18 protein-coding genes and 1 pseudogene are annotated in these 18,372 nt (G+C 58.3%); 6 read left to right on the top strand and 13 right to left on the bottom strand.

All coding sequences use genetic code 11. The annotated features are described in order from the left end of the window. The first annotated feature begins 508 nt into the window (after window positions 1-508). Window positions 509-1,213, top strand: a complete 705-nt coding sequence (lexA, locus tag QP990_RS03675) for a transcriptional repressor LexA (protein ID WP_284798479.1) — start codon at window positions 509-511, stop codon at window positions 1,211-1,213. Between the two features lie 355 nt (window positions 1,214-1,568). Then, window positions 1,569-2,351 carry a DeoR/GlpR family DNA-binding transcription regulator gene (locus QP990_RS03670; RefSeq protein WP_023021379.1) on the top strand — a complete coding sequence of 261 codons (783 nt, stop codon included), beginning with the start codon at window positions 1,569-1,571 and terminating at the stop codon, window positions 2,349-2,351. Window positions 2,352-2,372: 21 nt separating this feature from the next. Here the strand turns inward: QP990_RS03670 and ptsP are convergent, their stop codons facing one another. After that, window positions 2,373-4,061 carry a phosphoenolpyruvate--protein phosphotransferase gene (gene ptsP, locus QP990_RS03665; RefSeq protein WP_023021378.1) on the bottom strand — a complete coding sequence of 563 codons (1,689 nt, stop codon included), beginning with the start codon at window positions 4,059-4,061 and terminating at the stop codon, window positions 2,373-2,375. Window positions 4,062-4,255: 194 nt separating this feature from the next. Here ptsP and QP990_RS03660 point away from each other — a divergent pair, with 194 nt between their 5' ends. Genes QP990_RS03660 through QP990_RS03650 form a run of 3 tightly spaced genes read left to right on the top strand, consistent with a single transcriptional unit; the run spans window position 4,256 to window position 7,664 of the window. Continuing rightward, window positions 4,256-5,221, top strand: coding sequence for a 1-phosphofructokinase family hexose kinase (locus QP990_RS03660; RefSeq protein ID WP_284798478.1), 966 nt, complete (start codon window positions 4,256-4,258; stop codon window positions 5,219-5,221). A gap of 13 nt (window positions 5,222-5,234) precedes the next feature. After that, the gene (locus QP990_RS03655) at window positions 5,235-7,340 is read left to right on the top strand and encodes a fructose-specific PTS transporter subunit EIIC (protein ID WP_284798477.1); all 2,106 of its coding nucleotides are present in this window, start codon (window positions 5,235-5,237) and stop codon (window positions 7,338-7,340) included. Between the two features lie 54 nt (window positions 7,341-7,394). After that, window positions 7,395-7,664 carry an HPr family phosphocarrier protein gene (locus tag QP990_RS03650; protein ID WP_023021375.1) on the top strand — a complete coding sequence of 90 codons (270 nt, stop codon included), beginning with the start codon at window positions 7,395-7,397 and terminating at the stop codon, window positions 7,662-7,664. Window positions 7,665-7,732: 68 nt separating this feature from the next. Here QP990_RS03650 and QP990_RS03645 read toward each other — a convergent pair. Continuing rightward, window positions 7,733-7,861: pseudogene (locus QP990_RS03645) on the bottom strand (HNH endonuclease); the annotation flags it as partial. Window positions 7,862-8,025: 164 nt separating this feature from the next. Between QP990_RS03645 and QP990_RS03640 the strand changes: the two are divergent. Further along, complete coding sequence (locus QP990_RS03640; RefSeq protein ID WP_284798475.1) at window positions 8,026-8,622, top strand: hypothetical protein; 597 nt, start codon at window positions 8,026-8,028, stop codon at window positions 8,620-8,622. A 94-nt stretch (window positions 8,623-8,716) separates the two neighbouring features. Here QP990_RS03640 and QP990_RS03635 read toward each other — a convergent pair whose 3' ends face one another. From QP990_RS03635 to QP990_RS03585, 11 genes are all read right to left on the bottom strand, one after another. After that, complete coding sequence (locus QP990_RS03635; protein WP_284798474.1) at window positions 8,717-9,166, bottom strand: hypothetical protein; 450 nt, start codon at window positions 9,164-9,166, stop codon at window positions 8,717-8,719. A gap of 511 nt (window positions 9,167-9,677) precedes the next feature. Then, complete coding sequence (locus tag QP990_RS03630) at window positions 9,678-10,814, bottom strand: hypothetical protein (protein ID WP_284798472.1); 1,137 nt, start codon at window positions 10,812-10,814, stop codon at window positions 9,678-9,680. 281 nt (window positions 10,815-11,095) lie between these two features. Next, complete coding sequence (locus tag QP990_RS03625) at window positions 11,096-11,359, bottom strand: hypothetical protein (RefSeq protein ID WP_284798496.1); 264 nt, start codon at window positions 11,357-11,359, stop codon at window positions 11,096-11,098. 144 nt (window positions 11,360-11,503) lie between these two features. Then, entirely contained in the window at window positions 11,504-11,836 is a 333-nt protein-coding gene (locus QP990_RS03620) for an HNH endonuclease (RefSeq protein WP_284798471.1), read from the bottom strand. Between the two features lie 576 nt (window positions 11,837-12,412). Beyond that, on the bottom strand, window positions 12,413-14,665 hold the full coding sequence (locus tag QP990_RS03615; RefSeq protein WP_284798470.1) for a bifunctional DNA primase/polymerase: 2,253 nt from the start codon (window positions 14,663-14,665) through the stop codon (window positions 12,413-12,415). Next, the gene (locus QP990_RS03610; RefSeq protein ID WP_284798468.1) at window positions 14,652-15,077 is read right to left on the bottom strand and encodes a hypothetical protein; all 426 of its coding nucleotides are present in this window, start codon (window positions 15,075-15,077) and stop codon (window positions 14,652-14,654) included. The genes QP990_RS03615 and QP990_RS03610 overlap by 14 nt, the downstream gene beginning before the upstream one ends. Further along, complete coding sequence (locus QP990_RS03605) at window positions 15,078-15,248, bottom strand: hypothetical protein (protein ID WP_284798467.1); 171 nt, start codon at window positions 15,246-15,248, stop codon at window positions 15,078-15,080. 2 nt (window positions 15,249-15,250) lie between these two features. Further along, the gene (locus tag QP990_RS03600; RefSeq protein WP_284798466.1) at window positions 15,251-15,466 is read right to left on the bottom strand and encodes a hypothetical protein; all 216 of its coding nucleotides are present in this window, start codon (window positions 15,464-15,466) and stop codon (window positions 15,251-15,253) included. A gap of 180 nt (window positions 15,467-15,646) precedes the next feature. Continuing rightward, the gene (locus QP990_RS03595) at window positions 15,647-15,880 is read right to left on the bottom strand and encodes a hypothetical protein (RefSeq protein ID WP_284798465.1); all 234 of its coding nucleotides are present in this window, start codon (window positions 15,878-15,880) and stop codon (window positions 15,647-15,649) included. A gap of 206 nt (window positions 15,881-16,086) precedes the next feature. Next, on the bottom strand, window positions 16,087-17,439 hold the full coding sequence (locus tag QP990_RS03590; RefSeq protein WP_284798464.1) for a recombinase family protein: 1,353 nt from the start codon (window positions 17,437-17,439) through the stop codon (window positions 16,087-16,089). Then, window positions 17,354-18,340: an HNH endonuclease signature motif containing protein gene (locus tag QP990_RS03585; RefSeq protein ID WP_284798462.1), complete on the bottom strand. Its 987-nt coding sequence runs from the start codon at window positions 18,338-18,340 to the stop codon at window positions 17,354-17,356. Before QP990_RS03585 ends, QP990_RS03590 begins: the two co-directional genes overlap by 86 nt. Between the last annotated feature and the right edge of the window lie 32 nt (window positions 18,341-18,372).

Below are 18,372 nucleotides of genomic sequence, written 5' to 3'. Positions count from 1 at the left end.
AACGTAGTTACCTGTGTTCGACTTCACCGCGCTACGTTGAGCTCTCTGTGAAAGACCGTCGCCCCCGCCAGATTTCACTCGATTCGAACGATATGTCGTTCGATCTTCTACGCGGAGAGTTCGAACATACCGCGAATCACCGCTCCCTCGCGCCGCGCGAGGGGCATATCGATCCACGTCCCATACAGATGCGGGAGAAACCACTAGAACGTCTGCAGAATTACGCTTTGCCAGGTCATTTCGAGAATTAATAAGTAGAGACATGTTTTTCCTTTCGACGACCGAACTCACCATAGGCATCCCACTGGACACTTAATTTGAAACAGTCGCCATAATGTTCGATTTAGTTGGTACGTTCGATTTATAGCACCGCTTCGAATACTTGTCCACCCGTGGACACAAATCTCGAACATCTGTACTTTTCGTGCTACAAATGACTTGTGGCACTCTAAATCCGCCCACTAATAGACCGACAACGAAGTCACCCGACCCTACGTAGGAGCCAGCAATGGGCCGCAAGCCAAAAAAGTCCGCCGAGAAGACCGATTACGCATCCCTATCCGACCGTCAACGACGAATCCTCAATGTCATTAGTGACGCCGTCATGCTGCGTGGCTACCCACCAAGCATTCGCGAAATCGGCGATGCAGCAGGCCTGCAGTCCACATCCTCAGTTGCCTATCAGCTGAAGCAATTGGAAGAAAAGGGATTTCTCCGGCGCGACCCAAATAAGCCGCGTGCCGTAGATGTTCGCCATCTCAACACAGACGAAGGCACCAAGAAGCCTGGCCGCAAGCCCGCTAAGCCCGAACAGCAGGTTCCCGAGGACGCAGGCGCTGTGTCTTATATTCCTGTGGTCGGTCGCATCGCTGCGGGAGCACCCATTACCGCTGAGGAAAACGTCGACACGTACTTCCCCATGCCTGACGAGGTTGTCGGCAGCGGCGACCTATATATACTGCAGGTAGTCGGCGATTCAATGAAGGATGCAGGGATTCTCGACGGTGACTGGGTGATTATTCGCTCCCAGTCAGTTGCTGAGGAAGGCGAATTTGTCGCAGCGCTGCTGGACGGTTCCGAGGCCACCGTTAAGGAATTCCACCGCGATTCCTCGGGCGTATGGCTACTTCCCCACAACGATGCTTACTCGCCCATTAATGGCGATGATGCAGAAATTATGGGCAAGGTTGTATCCGTGTTCCGCAAACTTTAAACACTCACCCAGCATCACTCCGCCCCGCAACGGCCGCCCCAGGCCGTGCGGGGCTTATTTGTGCGCATTTCTCATTAATATAGCCTCTCCGCCAGCCACCCCCATTTTGGCGCCATTTTGGACCCAGACAGCAAAGGAGACGAAAATCCCACTTTCCCACTTTTTGCCGTGACCAGCTATTTTCGTACTTCGTAGCGCGGTGATAGCTGTGCAAATTTTTGCTTTAGTCCGGTTATTCCCGATTTTTGAGACAATGGACTAAGAAAAACAACATCGCGGGACTTTCCTATCCACAAAATCCGGGAATTTTTACCCCCGCTACTCCCCGCGGTGTGCTTAAGTCCAAGGAGGAATAATGTACGCAGAAGAGCGGCGCCGCCAGATAGCGTCTCTCACCGCCGTTGAAGGTCGCGTCAACGTCACTGAGCTATCCGAGCGCTTCGAAGTCACGGCCGAAACCATTCGACGCGATCTAGCGGTGCTGGATAGAGAGGGCGTCGTCCATCGCGTGCATGGCGGCGCGGTAGCATCCCAGTCCTTTCAAACTGCGGAACTTACCCTAGACACCCGGCAGCGTTCCGCCTCCGGCGCGAAAGCCGCCATCGCCCGAGCTGCGCTGGATTTTCTTCCCCACGGCGGCGGCAGCATTTTCCTCGACGCGGGAACTACGATTAATGCATTTGCTGAGCTGATAGGACAGCAATACCCCCAAGGCCAGTTCAACATCGTCTCCAATAGTCTGCCCATCGCCTTGTCCTTAGCAGGCAGCGGAGTACCGGACGTCCAGCTGCTTGGCGGCACGGTTCGCGCGATCACCCAAGCTGTCGTCGGCGACACCGCCCTGCGCACGCTAGCGCTCATGCGCGCCGACGTCGCCTTCATCGGAACCAATGCCCTGACCCTGGATCACGGGCTTTCCACGGCCGATCCCCAAGAAGCAGCCATCAAGTCTGCCTTTGTCACCAACGCCCACAAGGTCGTAGTGATGTGCGATTCCAGCAAACTGGGCAATGACTACTTGGTAAGCTTCGCCCCCGCCGCTGATATCGATGTCGTCATCACTGACGCCGCAGCCCCCGATTCCTTTGTGGAGGCGCTGCGCGAGCACGAAATTGAAGTCGTACTCGCCAGCGAATAAATCCCGCTCCTTCGCCTCAAGCTAGGCGAAGGATGCCATGGTTTCTACCACTGCAGTACGGGCGGCATCAGGGCTTTCCGCATCCAATGCCACCTCAGCGAGCTGTTGGCACTGTTCCAAGGTAATTTCTGCCAACTGTGCGCCTACGCCTGCTACTGCAGTAGACGCTGCGGACAGCGAATTCACGCCCAAGCCCGTAAGCACGCAGGCCAGCATGGGGTCGGCCGCTGCTTCTCCGCATACGCCTACCGCAACGTTATTGGCCTGGCCCACAATGCAGGTGTGCTGGATAAGTCGCAGCACGGCCGGCTGCCACGGGTCGGTCAGGTAGGCCAACTGCGGGGACAGACGGTCTGCAGCCATCGTGTACTGAGTCAGGTCATTGGTGCCGATGGATACGAAGTCGAGGTGCGGCATGATTTTATCCGCCATAAGCGCTGCGGCGGGAACCTCAATCATAGCGCCAGCAGTCAGGCCGCGTTCACGACACAAGTTGGCAAACCACTGCGCTTCGGTAGAAGTGGCAACCATGGGAGCCATCACCCACGTAGAGGCTTTATCATCACGGGCTTCGGCAGCCTGCGCAATTGCATCAAGCTGGCGGGTCAGCAAAGCTTCATTATCGCGGGCGATACGCAGACCGCGAACGCCCAATGCCGGGTTTTCCTCAGAGCTTAGCGTGGCATAAGAAATTGGCTTATCGGAGCCTGCGTCCAATGTGCGCACAACAACCTTGGATTCGGGGAAGGCCTTGAAAACCTTTCCGTAGATCTTTGCTTGTTCCTCCACGCTGGGCTCTTCGCTGGCCGAAAGGAAGGACAACTCCGTGCGATACAGGCCGATGCCTTCTGCCTGAGACTCCGAAGCGATGCGGGCGGCATTGCCATCAGCAACATTTGCCAGCAGCTGCACGCTGTGACCGTCCTTGGTCTTAGCTGGTCCGCGCCACTGAGCAACGCGTGCTGCACGCTCACGGTATTCAGCAACGGCCTTGGTGGAGGTCTCCGCATCAGCACCACAAGTCACGGTTCCTACTGCGCCATCGACAAATACCAGCGTGCCGCTTTCAATGTCGCCAAGCGAAGCGCCCACCGCCACGATGCACGGAATGTCCAATTGGCGCGCGATGATGGCCGTATGGCTAGTGGGGCCACCGAGCTCCGTAACAAGGGCTTTAATGTGTTTGGTATCTAGCGTTGCGGTATCGGCCGGGGCCAAATCATCTGCAAACAAGACGGCCTCGCCATCTACCAAAGGGAGGCCTGGCTCATCCTCACCACGTAGCTCAGCGATGACGCGGTCGCGTACGTCCTTCAAGTCGGTCGTGCGCTCGGCCATCACGCCACCAGCGGCTTCGAACATGGTGACAAACTTGTCAGTCGCGCCAACAGTGGCAAATTCCGCATTCCTACCGGTGCGGATATTCTTGCGCACTGTTTTGTGCCAGCCACGGTCCTTGACCATACCGGCGGTTGCAGTGAGAACCTCGGCCGCTTGGCCCTCTGCGGCTGCCGCGCGCTTCTCCAATCGATTAGCAACCGTATCTACGGCCGCAAGAAAGCGGTTGTACTCGGATTCACTCGCTTGCTCTGGGTCAATGCTTCCCTCGGTAGGCAGGGCCGGGCGAGGGCGGACCCACACGGCTTCGGCGTAGGCGACTCCGGCAACGACACCGGTGCCTTTGATTGTGGACTGAGACGCGTTTTCCATGAGCATACTTCCTTCGAAGATAGCGGTTATTGACTTCCAGAACACCACAAAACGGATAGAAAAGCAATGTATACCACAGTTTTCTGTTGACTTTCGGACACATTCGGACAAGAATCAACATTAAGGGCGGGCCATTCCCAAAGGTTCTCTCCAGCGGCGTTCGGCCCCAATATATAACCTGCGAAAGGGACAACTTGATTCTCACGCTGACCCCCAATCCCAGTATCGACGCCACCCTCGTACTCAGCGGGCCTTTAACTTCCGGTGGTGTCCACCGTGCCAGCGAGGTCACACAGGTTGCAGGCGGCAAGGGCGTAAACGTCACCCATGCCGTGCACCTAGCCGGCGAGCAAACCCTGGCACTTTTTCCGTCCCACGACTCCGATTCCTTCCTGAATCTCATCCACGCGGCCGGATTGCCTTCTTCGGCTACTGCTATGGATGGCTCCATTCGCGTCAACACCACCATCACCGAGCCCGACGGCACCACCACCAAGGTCAACGGCCCAGGCCCCGTGCTTTCCGACGCCGATGCCCAAGCCATTACCTCCACCCTCACCGCCCGCGCCCTCGCGGCCGACTGGGTGGTGCTGGCAGGTTCCTTACCGCGCGGCGTGGACACCGATTGGTATTGCGAGCTCATCTCCGCTGTCCGTGCGGCCGCACCACAGGCCCGCATCGCGGTAGATACCTCCGATGCTCCGATGCTGGCCATCGGGAAAAATCTCGAGTCTTCGGCACCCGATCTTATAAAGCCCAATGGTCTAGAGCTCGGCCAACTCACCGGCACCGACGGCCGCGAGCTGGAAGCACAAGCTGCACGCGGTGACTATTCGGGAGTGGTTAGCGCGGCACGCGACGTCGTCAAGCGAGGCATCGCAGAAGTGCTCGTCACCCTCGGTGGCGCCGGTGCCGTACTGGTTACGGCTGAAGGAGCATGGGCTGCCACTCCCCCTCCAGCCACCGTGAAATCCACCGTAGGTGCTGGAGACGCAGCGCTCGCCGGATACCTTCTCGGCCGCACCGCTGGTAAATCTCCGGCCGCAAGCCTTGCCCGATCCGTAGCCTACGGGACCGCGGCTGCATCCAAGCAAGGCACGCAATTTCCTCGTCCTGAAGAAATAGATATCGCTAATACCACCGTTAACTCGCTAGCCTAAGGAGCGCCCCAAAATGGCTTCCGAACTCATTACTACGGAACTTGTCGCCCTTGACGCCGACTTTGGCGACAGTGTTGACTCCGTCATTACCAACCTAGCCACGCTAGTCCACGACACCGGCCGAGCCACCGACGTCGCCGGATTGGCCCAACCCGCCATCGACCGCGAGGCTAAAGCCGGCACCGGCGTACCCGGCGGTGTTGCCATCCCGCACTGCCGTTCCGAGGCTGTCACCGAACCAACCCTCGCATTCGCCCGCCTAGGCCGCGGTGTAGATTTCTCCGGCCCTGATGGAGACGCCCAGTTGGTCTTCCTCATCGCCGCTCCGGCCGGTGGCGGCAAGGCTCACCTAAAGATTTTGTCCAAGCTAGCCCGCGCCCTTGTCCGAAAAGACTTCCTCGAGGCACTGCGCAGCGCCCCCACCAAGGAAGAAATCGTTCGCCTTGTCTTGGATGTAGTCAACGCAGAAAAGCCAAAGAAGAAACCGGCCACCGAGTCGGCTGCCCCCGCCGCTGGTGCCGCCGGTACAGGCTCCTCCGCCGCCTCCAACGGCTCGTCCTCGGCCGCGACCCCAACTACCGCGGATTCTTCGGACAACGTCACCCGCATCGTGGCCATCACCGCCTGCCCTACCGGCATCGCCCACACCTACATGGCGGCCGACGCCCTCACACAGACCGCGGCCGAACGCGATGACGTAGCGCTGACCGTAGAAACGCAAGGTTCGTCGAATAATGAGTCCGTCTCCCAAGCCGCCATCGATGCGGCCGATGCGGTCATCTTCGCCACGGACGTTGGCGTACGCGACCGGGAGCGATTCGCTGGCAAGCCGGTAATTGAGTCTGGTGTCAAGCGCGCTATCAACGAGCCTGGCACCATGCTCGACGAGGCCGTCGCCGCCGCCCGAAACCCCCACGCGCACAAGGTATCCGGCACCGCTACCCGGGCCGATGCAGAAGAAGAGGGAAAGTCTCTCGGTTGGGGCAAGCGCATCCAGCAGGCCATCATGACCGGCGTATCCTATATGGTTCCATTCGTCGCGGCCGGTGGTCTTCTGCTTGCCCTTGGCTTCCTTTTTGGCGGCGCCGATATGGCAAACGGTTGGCAGGCACTGTCGACGGACTTTTCACTAGGCAATCTTCCTGGTCATGACGTAACCGTGGACGGCGAACTTATGCATTTCGAGCGCTCCGGGTTCTTGCTGTATCTCGGCGCTGTTCTTTTCGCCATTGGCCAAGCAGCGATGGGCTTTATCGTTGCTGCTCTTTCCGGTTATATCGCCTACGCGCTCGCCGGCCGTCCAGGCATCGCCCCAGGCTTCGCGGGCGGCGCGATCGCGGTTACCCTAGGTGCTGGTTTTATCGGTGGCCTGGTAACTGGTCTTCTGGCGGGCTTCGTCGCTTTGTGGATTGGCAATTGGAAGGTACCACGCTGGCTGGGCTCGCTTATGCCAGTTGTCATCATCCCACTACTGACCTCGCTCGTCGTCGGCCTTGCGATGTACCTACTGCTGGGCGCACCGCTGGCAGCCATCATGGATGGCCTGCAGAATTGGCTTTCGTCGATGTCCGGTTCCTCGGCCGTGCTCCTAGGAATCATCCTCGGCTTGATGATGTGCTTTGATTTGGGCGGCCCTGTCAATAAGGCGGCTTATCTCTTCGCTACGGCCGGACTTTCTACCGGCGACGAGTCCTCCATGCAGATCATGGCCGCGGTTATGGCCTCCGGCATGGTTGCACCGATTGCGCTCTCCCTGGCCACGTTCATCCGCAAGTCGCTGTTTACTCCGGCCGAGCAGGAAAACGGCAAGTCCGCTTGGTTGCTGGGCCTGTCCTTCGTCTCGGAGGGTGCCATCCCGTTCGCCGCGGCCGACCCCTTCCGCGTTATCCCTTCGATGATGGCCGGCGGCGCGGTGACAGGCGCGGTTTCGATGGCCTTGTCGGTCGGCTCTCGAGCTCCACACGGCGGTGTGTTCGTCCTCTTCGCCATCGACCCGTTCTGGGGCTATCTCGTCGCTATCGCGGCCGGTGTGGTTGTCTCGACCGCAGCGGTGCTGGCAATGAAGCAGTTCTGGCCTAATAAAGCCGTCGAAGAAGCTGCTCAGAACGTGGCGGCATAAACCAAACACTCGTACACTGGATTGCAACAATCCCCATAAGAAAGGATCTTTTCCATGGCTTCCAAGACTGTAAAGGTAGGTTCCTCTGTAGGCCTGCACGCACGTCCCGCCTCCATTATCGCGGACGCAGCTGGCGAGTTCGACGAAGACATCTTCCTCAACCTCGTTGGCGATGACGATGAAGATGAGACCGATGCGGCCTCTTCTTTGATGATTATGGCTCTTGGCGCAGAACAGGGCGATGAGGTTACTGTTACTTCCGACAACGAAGAAGCGGTAGAAAAGATTGCTGCCCTCATCGAAAAGGATCTAGACGCTTCCTAAGCCCTAAAACGGTTCGCTTTAAAGCTCCCCGCCTGTGTGGTGGGGAGCTTTTCGCTTGCCGACGCCACCTATCCCCACGGTGGCACCCAGCTCACCTGCCCGTTTATCCGGGCCAGCCGTCCTCTGCGAGGTGGGGCATTGGGGGCATCGTCATTGACTCCATTATGGTAGGGACAACAAGTCGCGAGGTTGCTAATTGGTGGATTAGTGTAAACCCTTTAGGGGATAGCACCTGCCCTGCCCGGCCCCACCGCCCAAGGGTGCAAACATGCAGGTGGGAAATGCGATTTAAGGCGTTGAACGACCGCCGGTGGTGTGTGGGTAAGGGCTAACGCTTCTCAGGCGCCCGTAATCTAGCGGCATGGCCGAGATTATTTCCCTCATTGCTGCTTTATTGAATGCAGGCGTGAGCCTGTTCGACAGATTTACCAAAAACGATAAAGCCGACAACAGTGACAAAAAAGACCGATGGGCCGAGGACAAAGAACGAAACCTCGACCGTGAGCAACGCGAACGGGATCGGCGCGAACAGTTGAGGCGCGAAGATTGGGCGCGGCAACGGAAAGCGGTGAACAACTGCGTGGCAGTTTTCCGGGAGGATTTCCCTGAACTTGGTAACTTACGTATAGGCATGGGGTTTACCGTAGAAGACGCTGACGCGGGGTTTCCAAGATACATAACAAAAGGCAAGCAGTTGCTTACCTTTCATCGAAAGATAATTAGTAGCCTCGACTCAGCGTTGATTGAGGTTTCAAACCCAAGGGTCAAAAGGGCAATTGACCAACTAATGGAGGCAACCAGAAAGGACTACGCGGAACTGATTAATGCTGAACGCCATTCAGAAGGCGAGGTTGGGCATTACGCCATGACGACCAATGCAATAGGCCCTTCAATGGAAAAGGCGCTTACTAATTTGATTGAAGTTGCCAATCAGCAATTTCAAAACCACATCACCTAAGACATAGAACACCGCCCCGGTGCTCGTACGGTAAGCACCGGGGCGGTGAGGGCCTTGACAATATAGTTGGCTAACCAACTACGCCCTTATTTTATCAGTAATCAAAGCCGGGCAGGCCGAACGTGCCTGTGACGTAGTAGTTCGTGTCTCGGTTATCGGCGGTCTTAATTCCCTCTACGCCGCTGCCTCCATTGGCGATACGGGCACCGATAGCGTCGAGGTCGTCCTCTTGCCCCGCCTCGTCGAGGTGGTAGGCACCGGGGCCGGGGCGTGACTCATTTAGCCGCCACGGCCGAGACTCCTCCTCTTCATCGGCGGGGTCGTCCTGTTGGTAGCTCACAACCTCCCCGTGGGTGGGGTTGTAGACGCGGTGGCCGAGGGCGTCCAATTCATCGTTCTGGCCATAGACACGGCCGCCTAGTTGTGCCGAGTCTGTTTCGTCACAGCGACCATAAATACGGGCGCCTAGTTGTCCGGTCTCGGTGTTGGTGCTGCGCCCATAAACGCGGGCGCCAATCTCGGTTAGTTCATCTCTGTAGGCCATTAGCTGTGTTTCCTTTCTCTTTCTTCCCCAGCATGGATACGCCTAGCAATTTCACCCCGGTAGGCCTTTCGCTGTGCAATGAAAATGTCGATGTCACGTTCACGCCGGGCAAAAAAGTGGCCGGGGTGTCCACTCAAGTTGTCGATATAACGCTTGGTAAGACCGCCATAGCTTCGCCCCGGTTTGAGTGACTTCAACACGTCCACCACTTCACCCCGGGCGGGCATGTCAGGGGCCCCTGCAACCCGGCGGGCTAGTTCAAAGCACCCTACAACCTCTCGAGGCTCAATATGACTACGGGCCGCGGCTGCCACACGTGCCATATATTGCCTGTGCTGTTTTATGCGTGATTGCTTAACGTGGGCGTTCTTTCCCTCTTTATCCCACGCCGCTAGGGCCTTAGCGTCCTCGTCGTCTACAGGCAGCCCCATAGCTTTGTGAGCTAAGGCCCTCTGCCATGAGCCGTGCGGGTGGCACGGCCACACATTCAGGTCGAGGCCGTCCATGGCATTTAGTTCTCGTAGGGGTCGTCTACCGCGTCAAGGTCATAGTCGTCGGCGTTGTCGGTCTTGTACTCAAACACCGTCGGGCGAAATTCCTTGAGCGCCGCTAGTGATTCCTCGGGGGTGGACATGCCGTAACGCTCATACGGCTCGTGCCAGCCTTTTCCACGGTAGCGGCGGTCGCCAACAGTGCGCTCACGGTAATCCAGCCACGCGCCCACCGCATTAATAGCGCTAATGCGGTGTTCAAGCTCGGGTAGGTCGTCGCCAAGCGGGTCGGCCAGCGGTGCAATACGACCAAGCCCCTTGCATACCGCCTCAATATCGCCCATGCCAAGCGCGCGTAGTGCACACGTTTGAGCGTCGAACATTAAGGCAGTGTAGCGCGCCCGGTTGCTAGTCATTTCGTCCAAGCGGCGGAGCACGTCACGCTCGGGGTTAGGCGTATCGCTTACATCGTTGAAAGCCATAGCGCGGGCTAGTGGAACGTGTGCCCCATGGTTATCTACTATCTTCCATGCTCGCACGGCCCGGCGGTAGGCCGTGATAGTGGCCTCGGGCGTGGTGGCCGGGTCAATCAACTCAAGAATGGCGTCCATGTTATCGCCGGGGCTGGCGGTCTCACGGGCCTTGTCGTCTAGTGCTTCCAAGGCCTCGGTGTATTCCGTTGCCAGATTGTCGAACCACGCACGCACGTCAGGCTTGCACGATTCAATTAGCGCCTCGGTGGAATAGTCGGGCTTGTCATATTTTGCAATAAGTCCATTCAAGACGTGCTTGCGCGCTGTAGCTAGGCGGCGGGCCTCGGGGGTTGAGGCAACCTGCGGTCGCCACTCATGGCCCCACGAGGTCTTAACCGATACTGGCACGGTGGTGTTTTCGGTAGGGGTTGGGGAAAGAATGAGCTCGTCTAGGTCTTTGAAACTTGCCCTGTTGAGCTTCACCCACTTGGCGGCCGCGGCCTGTAGCTTGTCGTCGCTTGCCTTATTGGCGTAGTGGTCGTCAAAGTCGGCCATGCGGGCGGAAATTTTTTCGTCCGCTCGTGCCATAGCCTCGGCGGCGGCCGGGCGGGCACCCGTCATGCCTAGCGCGGCCGATACAGCGGCAACGCGATTAGAAAAATGCGTAACTGGCTCGGTAGCCATAGTGTCAATGTCCTTTACTCGTTAAGAAACGGTTGTTGGTCATGGCACTTTGGGTCGGGTCGGGTCGGTATCGGGGCGCACCACTTGCCTTTTATTGTGAGCTGCATTAGCGGCGTTGGCAAGAATTAGAAAAGGTACTATCCATGCTGGAAATGGGTACCTTTTCGGCATTGTCCAAGGTTAAATAACATGACTGTGTTTATGTCGCTGGCACGACCGGGGGTAGCAAACGGGGGTGTTTCACAGCTCTGGCACCAAGGCAAGCACCGCGGCGAGAGGTACTAGGCGGCCGTGGGTCGCGGCGGGTTGGCAGGTGCTTGACCAAGCTCGGCGCGGCGTGTCTGCATAGCAAAATACGCTTGGGCAGCGGCCACCTCGGGCTTATTCGGGTCGCCGTTCATGGCTACAAGGTAGGCGGCCATGCGGTCAAGGTGTACGTCTTTTCGCTCGGTGGTGCCGCCTTGCAAGCGTGGTTTGACCTCACAGACGTCTGTGAACTGGCTGGTCAAGCCGGTATTATCGGCGGTCTTTCGTACACGGGTCACGGCGTGCGGTTGGGCTAAACGGGCTGTGTGCCCCTCTCTCGCCCTGTAGGGGCGTGGCTGGATAAGTTATACCGCCGAGGCGTGAAAGGCCGTCTATGGGCGCGCTAGGCGTTGATTTCGCGCTGTTTGGCCCCTCGGCGTGGTCTACCAGTCCAACAAAGTAGGTGGATTAGGCCCGCGGCGGGAACGCCGCCCGTCGCCACGAGCGGAGTTGCACGAGCGGTGCGCGGGTTTTACCTCTCCCATGAGGTCACCGCCTTGGCTAAGGGGAACAAGGTGGTCGAGGGTGAATGCCCGGCCGTGCTTGGGCGGCAGGTTCATGTCGATAGCGCCACCGCACAACCAGCACACAGCTAAAGCGGGGTCGCGCTCAAGTTTGCGCCTCCACATGGTGACTTTTTTGCGCCATGAGTGGGAAAAGGCATAGGGGGCGTTGGTCTTATTGCGCTTTTTGCGGGGTGCTTGGGGGCTTGTCACGGCTGTTGTTCCTTTCGCGTTGGTGCTCTAGGGCCATTTTATGCACGTTTTATGCACCGCATGAGGGGGTTTATTGTGTATCGGTTCCGAGCATTTGGGTTACGCGGTACAAGTTTCCATATACCGGGGAGATAGAGAGGCCGGGGCCGAGGGGGGACACCCCCCACCCCGGCAGGAGACCGGAGATATGGCCAACGGAAATTATACGCGAGGTTTCCACTTATACATTTCCATTTTCCGTTGACGTTGCTCACTACGCGCGGCCGCGGCGTGAGACATGTTCACACAGCCGGTTCAAACCTCTTTATTTTTCCCTTTGATTTCACATCGGTTTTGGTGTCCTTGGTGTGTGTCTCTCCCCTAAAGGAGAGAGACACACGGACACAAGCGCATCATTTTTGTTTATAGACACACACCCAGACACACATCACGAGGGCTCATTTATATTGTTTGAGCTGCGTTAATGGTGTCTTTTTCTTGTGTCCCGGTGCATGTCTGTATGTAGTTAAATCTTGTGTCCCAGACACAACATCGGAAACTACATCGGGACACAAGAAATGGGTACTAATTTGAACACTATTCAAGGGCCTCGACGGCGTCCTTTTCGGCGTCCAATTTGATGTACTCAACCAAGGCTTGGGCAGGCGCGGATACGGCTGCGCCGGGGGCGCATACCCAAGCACGGCTACCGCGTTTCTTTCGGGCAATAAGGCCTTTATCCTTGGCCCGGTTAAGGGCCGTGGTAAACCTCTTCGCGCCGCCCGTGGTGCGCGGTGATAGTTCTTTCCACAGGTTCTTGAGGCGAACCTCTGACAAACCGTCGCCGTCGCCGTAGGTGGCGACAATGGCATACACAATCTCGTGCAGGCTTGGGCGCTTTTCGTCACCGAGGCCGGTTAGATAAAGGTCTACACGGCTAACGGCACCGTCGGTAGCTGTGGCCTGCTTGGCGCGCTTGGTGTCCTCATGGGGCGGGTCTACAGTCACCGAAAGACCGCCGCCTGTCCCGTCCACGGTCACTGTTGCCACGCGCGCTTGGCGGTGCTGGTTAGGGGTCTCTGCGAACTTTCGCACGCCGCCGCCTTTATCCTTGCCTATGTAGACCTCGAGGGTGCCCACCTTGCCTTGGGCAGGCGGGGTGAGCACGTCCACGGTGTAGGCGGCGCCGGTAAGCTGCCCCATCTTCTGATTCGAGCCCACTGCGAAACGCCCGCCGGTGCCATTTTTGACCACGTGGTCTACCACGACGACGGCCGCGCCGGTGGACGTGGCTAGGTAGTTGACCACTTTGCCAAACCACTGAACTACGTCGTCGCCGTCATTTGAGTTCAGCCCCGCGTCCGATAGCGCCGTGGTTACACCGTCAATTACAACGAGGCCATAAGACTGCCCGGCCATGTAGTCCAGCCCCTCTGGCTCTACGCAATTGCCGCCCGCGGGCTCGGGGTTCCAATAGTCCAACATGGATAGCGTCGCCTCGTCCGGTGTTCCCATCGCTCGCAAACGGCCGACAACGCTAAGGGCGGTGTCCTCATAGTCAAGGTAAAGCACGCGCTGCCCGGCGGTAATGAGCTTGGCGGCTAGTGCCTGCATGAGTAGAGACTTGCCAGACTCACTTTCGCCATGCACGCTGTGCGAGCGGCCGGGGTAAAGCAGATTTTCGCCGTCGGTGCGCGTCCACATGGTTGGCGTGGGAGGAGTGTAGTCGTCGGCCAAAATGACGCTTAGGTCTACCTTGCCCCGCGGCTGTGCGGTCTCTCGGCTAGTGTCGCTGCCTCGTAACTCGGTGGCGCTAAGCGCCTGCCCTCCGGTGGAATAGTCAAGCCCTAAAGCCTCAAACGCGGCCGAGGTGTCGCCGTCGTGGTGCATATAGGTCACATAGTCGAACTTGCTAACCCTCTTGCCCTTGTCCTCTATAACGTCCATAAGCTCTTGGGGCGGGTTATCTGTCCATACGGCAAGCGCGCCGCCGTTGTTGGATAGCTCGCACTGTCCGGTGTGTGCCGTTGCCGATTTAGCGCTTGCATGGGTGCCCGGTGCTGTATAGATGTCACACCCACAACTGTCGGTGTCGCCGGTGTTAATCCAATCGTCGGGGGTTAGTAGCTCTTCCCAGTCTGTTTCCTGCGCCCACTGGTCAATGCTGGTTACCGAGCTCTTGCTGGTCTCTCGCGTGGTCTTGGTCTCGGGCTTGTCCACCCGGCGTGCAGCCTCAATAACGGCACTGCCTTGCACGCTGCTATAGACGGCGCCCTGTACTACGTAGGCGGGCTGGTTAGGGTCGGCCACGTCGGTGCGCACGCTGCCTGGTAATACAACGTAGCGGTCGCCGGTCATTACAGTGGCGGTGCCTGCTTTGGACTCTTTGAGCTGCCCAGCATTCTCGGCGTCAATCCACCAATGGCCGCCGCCATGGTGCGCTTGGGCGGTGCCCGGGGTGACTACGGTAGCCCGCGGCATAGAGGTGGCGTGGTCTTTCTGCCAGTCCTGCCAATCCTTAACCTCGGCCGGAGTATCGGCGTCCACCACAACAATCCCACTGGCACCGAGGTTCATTCCCAGATTGCAGCCGGTGGAATACATGGCGTCAAAGGCTGCCGGGTCGGTCGTGGCACCATGTACGCCGTTGGGTGTCGCTGGTAGCTTTTCCCCGGCCCTAAGCGGCAGCACCGCTACTCCCTCGGCCTGTAGGGCGTGCACGTAGTCCAGCACCAAGCTACGGTCGTCTAAATCTACCCGCGCGGCGTTGGCAAGAATGTCCGTTAACCGTTCTGCCCGGCTCAAACCACGCTGTGCGGACTGTGTGGACTCAAAATTATCGGTTACCATAGTAACTGTCACTTTCTTTGTTGTTGGTGGTGGCATGGTGGCCCTCGCTGTGAGTCCTTTCGGCGGGGGTCTTTTCCATGCGTGATTTCTTGCCGTGATACCAAGGCAGGACAAGGCCTACTTCCACCCACTTTTGATTAGAGGGGGCAGGCTTGGGCCGCTGCCTTAGATTGTTGGGTAGTACTTCACCTTTTGGTTCACCGCGGTTGCCCAGGCGGCGGCGTAGTTGGCGGCGCTCTTCGAGGGTTTGCGGGCGGTCGGTCCAGAACGTCATGTGGGGCGGCGGTTCGGGAACGGTGTAATAGATTCTCGGAGGGGTGGCAATGGTGAATAAGTCTTCCAATATCCACCCGGCGCCGGTGTGCTCCCATACGCCCACGACGGTGCCGGGGTGCAGGCATATCGGTTCCATTTACACCACCGCCTTATTAGCCCGGTAGATGGACGTTAGACGGTCTAGGCGCTCGGGGCTCAAGGCAGGCGCGCGGCGTGCCTCGTCGGCGGCGGCGAGGGTGTCCATCGTGGCGAAAGAAAGACGGATATATTCGGCGCGCTGCGTAGGCGTCATTGCAGGTGCGGTCACGGCTATGCACCTACCTTGGACAAAATGGCGGCTACATCGTCAATGTGAGCTTGGGTGAGGGCAGGTGCCTCGGCCATGACCTTGTGGGCGTATTCACTGATACGGCACGCGGCAAGGTCTTGCTCTAAGGCGGTGGTGTCGGCGCCGGGGTGCCAACGCTTTTGCGCGTTGAGGCGTCCAATCCGGCGTTGAATAGCTTGTGATTCTTTGGGGGCCATGTCGGCATACCTTTCAGGCCTTTCCCGGAAGAAAGGTTGTTAGGCCACCGTTTAGGCAGGGTATGGAGGCTCCCCGCGGCTTAGTGTGGTGAATACCGTTTACCCACTCTCCAAGGTGGGGTTGGCTCGTTTAGTGGACCACGCCGATCAAGTTGTGCTTTAAGTATAGGCGATAGGCGCTTAAAGCTCAACCGAGGGGGTGCCCCCGTTGAGATAATCGCCCCACCATGCGGCTAGTTGCTCGCTATCAATGACGTGCACGCGCTGGCACTTGGTGCACTGAATACGCTGCGTTTCAATCGTCCACGGGAATGCCCCGGTAGTTGTGGTCTCAACAACCACAGCGTTGCGCACCGCCATGGTGAACGTGCCCCCGCCCCCGCGATTGTCATGGGCACCGCGCTTAAGCCACATGAGGTTGGATACCGGTCGAGGCGCCCCTTGTGGCGTAGGCCGACACTTACATTTAATTTTCAGTACGCGAGAGGCCATGGCTACACCTTCCAATCTACGGTGACAAACTTTGGATTGAACTTAGATTGCGGGCCGCCGGTGTGCTCTATGGTGATGGTCATTAGCGCTCGGATAAGTTCGCGCTTTAGCTCGAGTGTGGCTGTAACCTACCATGCTCGAACATCGGCAACCCCGGCGACCTCGGATAAGACACCGCCCGCGCCTGCCAGCTCTACAAGCTCGGCGTCGATAGCCTCGAGCTGGTCTGTTAACGCTTTGTTCATACGGCCAAACTGATCCATGCCCACGTTTCCTAGCGTGGCTTGTTGCTCAAGGTCAGCTATACGGCCTCGCACCATATCGCGTGTCGTGGTCAGCTCGGCGCGGCGATCTGTATCCACACCGGCGGCAAGCTCGCCCACAATGTCGCTTGCCGACAGGCGGGCAAGCACAAGGTCGGTTATATAGCGCTCCAGCGGCTCGGCTATACGGGTTGGGTGCCCGCCACCGCGTCCCTTGCACCAATAGACACGCTTGGGCTGTCCCTCGCCTTTTTTCTTGTACCACTTTTTACGGCAGGACATGGGCGCGCCACACTTGCCACACAGCGCAATTCCGCTAAGCAAGTGTTGCGGGGCGTTGCCTACACGGTTGGTCGTGCGAGCCGGGTTGGTCAGATGTGCCCACAACGCCTGCCATACCTCGGGGTCGAGCACCGGCTCCCAATTGCCGCGGCCAATGATTCCGAGCTTGTCCCACGCGCTCAACTTCTCCCACTCGGCGGCGGTGTAATCCTTTTTCTTTAACCCGTAATGCGTGAACCCACCCATTGTTGGCGTTAGCAAGCTCTTACGTAAGTTCTGTGCATTGGGGCGCCCGCCGCTGGTTGTGGTAACGCCCTTGTCCTCCCATTCACGGGCAATGCGACGTAGTGACTCCCCTGCCAAGATACGGGTTGCCGCGTCACGTACAAGGGCCGCCTCGGTGGGGTGAGGCTCACCGCTGCGGGTGTATCCAAACAGCCGGTTGGGCTTGGTGGGATAGTCCCCACGGCTGCGGTGCTGTGCAAAGGCCGCGGCTACACGGGTGGACTTAATCGCACTTTCCCACTGGCTCACACCCGACAACATGGTGCTAATAAGGTCGGCGTTGGGGTCGTCTAGGGCTTGCTCGCCGCCATTGACGTAGATAAGGCGGCAATGCGTGTTCTTAAGCGTGGCCTTGAATAGTTCGTACTCACCCACATTGCGGCTAATCCGGTCGGGTGCGAACGATAGCACCGCGCCTATCTTGCGTGCTTTAACGTCGGCTAAAAGGTTAATGAAGCCGGGGCGGTCTTTCCCTGAGTAGGCCGAAATTGAGTTATCGGAATATACGCGGGAGACCTCAAGGCCGTGCTCGGCGGCCAATTTACGGCACATTTCTTCTTGGCGCTCAACACCGGCGCCGTCGTGCTTGTCTAGGGAAATGCGCACGTAGATACCGGCGGGCAGCGCGGTAGGGGTGGTCTTTGTGGTCATATAGATAGTTGTACACCAATTCACCCACAAGGTTCGCAGCGTTAGTCTCACCGCCGTGCTTCCACGCCTTCAGGTGGTGGACCTGGCATTCATCCGCGGGAAAATTACAGCTCTCCCACGGGCACACCGGGTTTAGCGCAGCCGCCATCAGCCGCTGCTTGTCGTTGGCTAGCCGCGAGGTTCGATAGAGGTTTACCGGCCCCTCGTGCGGGTGAACGAGTGTGACATAGCCGTGATCGCTTAGTGTCCGCGCCACGAGCTCCGCTCCCGTCATTTGAGCGCCATTGGTCAACTGCAGGGTAATTTCTTCGCCCCCACCGTCGACTATTCGGTCGAGCTCATCGAGGGTGAGCACTACCTGTGTCGTTACCGTCGTGCGTGCTGCATTCGCTTTCCCGAAAAAGAGGTCTTTGGCAGATTCCAGCGGCTTATTGGCATCCAATGCGGCGTGCATATCTGCTACATCGGCTGAATCCCCAGTAATGGTCAGCGACCACGGGCCGCCGGAACGACGGGTAATGCGCACGCCTTTTTCCGGTGTGCGGCGCGGGCGCAGCTCGCGGACTAAGGCCCGAGCACGCTTTTCTAGTGCTGTAGCACTGCCACGAAAGGCACACAGTTCGCAGCGTAGGGTCCAGGCATCTCGCTGCGTCGGCAAGCGCAGGGCGTATTTTTCAATGAGCAGCAGCACGTCGAGGGAATGAGTAGTCTGTCGCGCTGCTCGCTGTTTGGCAGAAAAGCCGCACTTGCCAAAGTAAGTATCGCACAGTCGTAGCAGGTCACGCGCGGCAATGTCGGAAGCACCTTGCGCGATGAGCTCGCGATCACTGAGCCCTTGAGCGGCGGCGACGATATCCATTCCGGCGCTCATGGCGTCTAAGTATGCGTCCAATGCGGTCATGCCGCTGAGTTAAACAGCCTGCGCAAGCCCAT

Source organism: Corynebacterium sp. MSK071, from assembly GCF_030232125.1.
In the GTDB taxonomy this organism is placed as follows: Bacteria; Actinomycetota; Actinomycetes; order Mycobacteriales; family Mycobacteriaceae; genus Corynebacterium; species Corynebacterium kefirresidentii.
Note: the sequence above shows the minus strand (reverse complement) of the source record. Positions and strands in the feature narration are given on the sequence as shown.